General features: G+C 45.5%; 4 protein-coding genes. 2 read left to right on the top strand and 2 right to left on the bottom strand.

Features of this window, described 5'->3' with window-relative positions; all coding sequences use genetic code 11:
• Positions 1–113: 113 nt before the first annotated feature.
• Positions 114–386 (top strand): hypothetical protein, encoded by a 273-nt coding sequence (locus EWV66_RS02470; RefSeq protein ID WP_287115890.1) that lies wholly within the window; start codon positions 114–116, stop codon positions 384–386.
• Between the two features lie 593 nt (positions 387–979).
• Here EWV66_RS02470 and EWV66_RS02465 read toward each other — a convergent pair.
• Together EWV66_RS02465 and isiD are read right to left on the bottom strand one after the other, a co-directional pair.
• A complete protein-coding gene (locus tag EWV66_RS02465) occupies positions 980–1978 on the bottom strand; it encodes an adenosine kinase (RefSeq protein WP_287107355.1) in 999 nt (332 codons plus the stop codon).
• Between the two features lie 164 nt (positions 1979–2142).
• Positions 2143–2355 (bottom strand): protein IsiD, encoded by a 213-nt coding sequence (gene isiD, locus EWV66_RS02460; protein WP_271988742.1) that lies wholly within the window; start codon positions 2353–2355, stop codon positions 2143–2145.
• Between the two features lie 148 nt (positions 2356–2503).
• Here isiD and EWV66_RS02455 point away from each other — a divergent pair, with 148 nt between their 5' ends.
• The gene (locus tag EWV66_RS02455; protein ID WP_287107353.1) at positions 2504–3280 is read left to right on the top strand and encodes an SDR family NAD(P)-dependent oxidoreductase; all 777 of its coding nucleotides are present in this window, start codon (positions 2504–2506) and stop codon (positions 3278–3280) included.
• Positions 3281–3496: the final 216 nt, after the last annotated feature.

Raw genomic sequence — 3496 nt, 5'->3', positions numbered from 1 at the left:
ATACTCTATATACTCACTTCTCTGCGATGCAGTCGCACTCGCGGGAGCGCATTTTGTAGCTTGCTTAAAGCTTTGTTTCTGTCTGTATCACTTGTTACTTTTTAAAATGAGAATTGCTGCGACAACCCCGCTACAGCAAAGAAGAATTCGCTCGACGTGGTAATGAGATTTATGAATCTCAGGTACGTTCTCAAGTGGAGGAGGGAAATCAGGGGAGAATTGTGGCGATCGACATCGAAACTGGAGCGTTTGAGCTTGCCGACGATACGATTACTGCTACCGATCATCTCTATGAGCGTGTCCCTGATGCTCAACCTTGGCTGATTCGTATTGGACATAGATCCGTCTTCCGTTTTGGCAGTCGCAGCCAGAGAAAGCCCGTATGATGTGTGGGGATGGGTCTTTTGTATGGCTTTAAACTTCAGATTGAGGCAGTGGAAGGTGGGCGCGTGGTTCTTCTGGTTTCTGTGTGGAAACGAGGTCTATACTGATAGTTTCTTCCGCCAAATAGCGATTAAAGTTTTGCCGGATAAGCATTTCACCTTACATAAGCAAAAATTATCACACAAAGTCGAGAAGAGCCGGCGCGTTACAATTGAAGCGCTATGACTCAGCCAAAGTTATCGGTGAAGACGGTCTAACTTTACCGTTATACTGAATCGGTTTTTCATAGCATGATTAACCCCCAATCCAACTTGAAAAACCCGCTCCCTTCTCCCCGCCCTCCTATACCTTTTAGATAGGTTATTGTCCGAATGCTTCGCCCCTACAGGACGCGGGCCGATGAAGACGCAAGGTTTTGAACGACGATTCTCTCAAAATCTTGCACCTGTGGGAGCGAGAAAAGCCCCAAAACCCCTACTTTGCCTACATTTCAAATTTATTCAGCAAACCCTATCTAAATTACTGGTTAAGACTGTCTATGAGCAGGGAGCAGGGAGAAAAAACCTGACTACTGACTCCCGATCGCCGACAAAACCTATCCCAAAACGATCGAATCGCGCAGGGATTGAATTTCCTCGGTTTGTAAACGCGCTCCAAAAGTAGAAACCACCCGGGCAGCCGCTAGAGAAGCGAGATTTCCCGCTCCTTTGTAACCCATACCGTGGGTAATACCGTAGAGAAACGCACCTGCGTACATATCCCCCGCACCGACGGTATCGATCGCCTGTACGGGATGGGGGTCAATTTCCAAGAGATTTTCGCCATCATAGATCAAAGAACCACTAGCACCCCGGGTGATAGCGAATCCTTTGGCAATGGTTTTAAAATAGGCGATCGCTGACTCGATTTCGTCGCTGCTGGAAATAGTCAAAGCTTCCGACTCATTAGCGAAAACGAAATCTAATCCCGTTCCAATCATTTCCAGTAATCCCTCCCGGAAGAAGATCGCCATATTGGGATCCGACAGGGATAAAGCGGTTTTGACTCCAGCAGCCTGAGCAATTTCTCGCCCTTTAATAGCGGCAGCTTTGGCAGTGGGAGAGGTGACGAGATAACCTTCGAGATAGAGATAATCGGCATTAGCGATCGCTGAAGGGACTAATTCCCGTTCGGAAATTTCCCCGGTGATGCCGAGAAAAGTATTCATGGTGCGATCGGCATCGGGAGTGACGAAAACTAGACATTTTCCCGTGATTCCCACCTCTTTTTCGCCGCCGTGTTCATTGGTATGCAAACCACAGGCCCGCAGATCTTGCAGATAAAACTTACCTAATTCGTCATTACCCACTTTACAGGAATAGAAACCTTTACCCCCCAACTGAGCGATCGCTACTAGGGTATTCGCCGCCGATCCGCCGCCGCTGCGTTTACAATCAAGAGCCAATTTTTCCATCAACTGGGTTTGACGATTTTCGTCCACCAGCGTCATTACTCCTTTATCGATGCCTAATTCTTGCAGTAATTCAGGAGAGACTTGAAATTCCATATCGACGAGCGCGTTACCGATCCCATAAACGTTGTATTGTTTGCCCATAATTTAGTCGATCGCCTAAAAATACTTTGTTATTGATAGTAGGGAAATAAGGGGCAAAAAGCTAGGGGCTGTTTTCAGCCGGAGAATACCATCAACAAAAATAATGGGTGTGCTAGTCTCACACCCCCAGTAATTTGTGTTAAGTTTTGTTTAACTAAGCCACTTTAAGCCTCATCGTAGGCTTCTAGATCCAACAGATAAAGATAAGGTTCGGCTAATTCCTGCCTTTGAAAAGCGATCGCCCGCAATAGATGCCAATCCCGCAAAGCCTCGAAAGGGTTACTATACTCATCTTTTTCTAGTCGTTCGGCTAAAGAAGCAATATCAGCGGTGGTATATTTGGCAATATCTTGATCAGTGAAGCTTATAACTGTCATTTCTGCACCTTCCTCGACCTTTGTTCTATTTCTAGCCTAACATATATTCTGAGTTGAGAAAATGTCTTCCCCGCCAAGTTAAGAACTGTAAATGAAAGGGTAATTGTGCTACAATTCCAGCAAAAAAGCTATTTTTGGTTGATCTTCTATGAAAACAGCCCTCATTACCGGTGCTTCCACCGGTATCGGTGCCGTCTTTGCCCGTCAACTTGCCCAACGGCAAATGGAGCTAATTTTAGTCGCTAGATCTAGGGATAAACTAGAACAATTAGCGGCGGAATTGGGGGAACAATACGGGGTAAAAGTGACAGTTATCGTTCAAGATCTGACCGTTGCCGGGGCGGGAAAGCTGGTATATGATACAGTGAACCAAAAAGGAATCAAGGTTGATTTACTGGTAAATAATGCCGGTTTTGGTGATTATGGTGCTTTTAGCGAGCAGGATTTAGCCCGACAGTTAGAAATGATCCAGTTAAATAATCTGGTATTGGTGGAATTAAGCCACTATTTTCTCCGTCCCATGCTTGCTGGCACTGGAGGGGCAATTATCAATGTTGCTTCCATTGCCGGGTTTCAACCGCTGCCCTATCTTTCCGTTTATGCGGCGACAAAAGCTTTTGTCCTCAGTTTTAGCGAGTCTCTCTGGGCAGAAAATAAAGACAAAGGCGTTGAAATCCTCGCTCTTTGCCCCGGTCCGACGGAATCTAATTTTTTTGAGGTGGCCCGATTTCCCAGTGCCTTTATGGGCAAAAACGGCCGGTTAGATTCGGCGGAAGTAGTGGTACAAGAGGCTTTAACTGCCTTGGCAAATAAACGCCCCAACGTGGTAGCCGGTAAATTGGCTAATAAAATTATCGTCAATCTGCCCCGTTTTTTACCCAGAAGTTGGATCGTGTCTTTGATAGAAAAGCAATTTAAGCTATAACTAGAATCAAGCCAATTAAGTAGGTAGGTCTTAAAAGTTGTCAGACACCCCCCTTATCAAGGGGGGATTAAGGGGGGATCGGCACCCCCCTTATTAAGGTAGGGCTGTTTCATTCTCCCATCAGAATATCAAAAGTAAAAGCGATCACTATCAGGTAAAATGAGAAGTGACCGCCAACTTTTTAAATATATGTTGAGCTTAATAGAAAAACTAAAA

It is taken from the genome of Microcystis sp. M_OC_Ca_00000000_C217Col (assembly GCF_007095585.1).
GTDB classification, from domain to species: Bacteria; Cyanobacteriota; Cyanobacteriia; order Cyanobacteriales; family Microcystaceae; genus Microcystis; species Microcystis panniformis.
The sequence above is the reverse complement of the archived record's forward strand: the minus strand, read 5'-3'. Positions and strand labels throughout refer to the sequence as shown.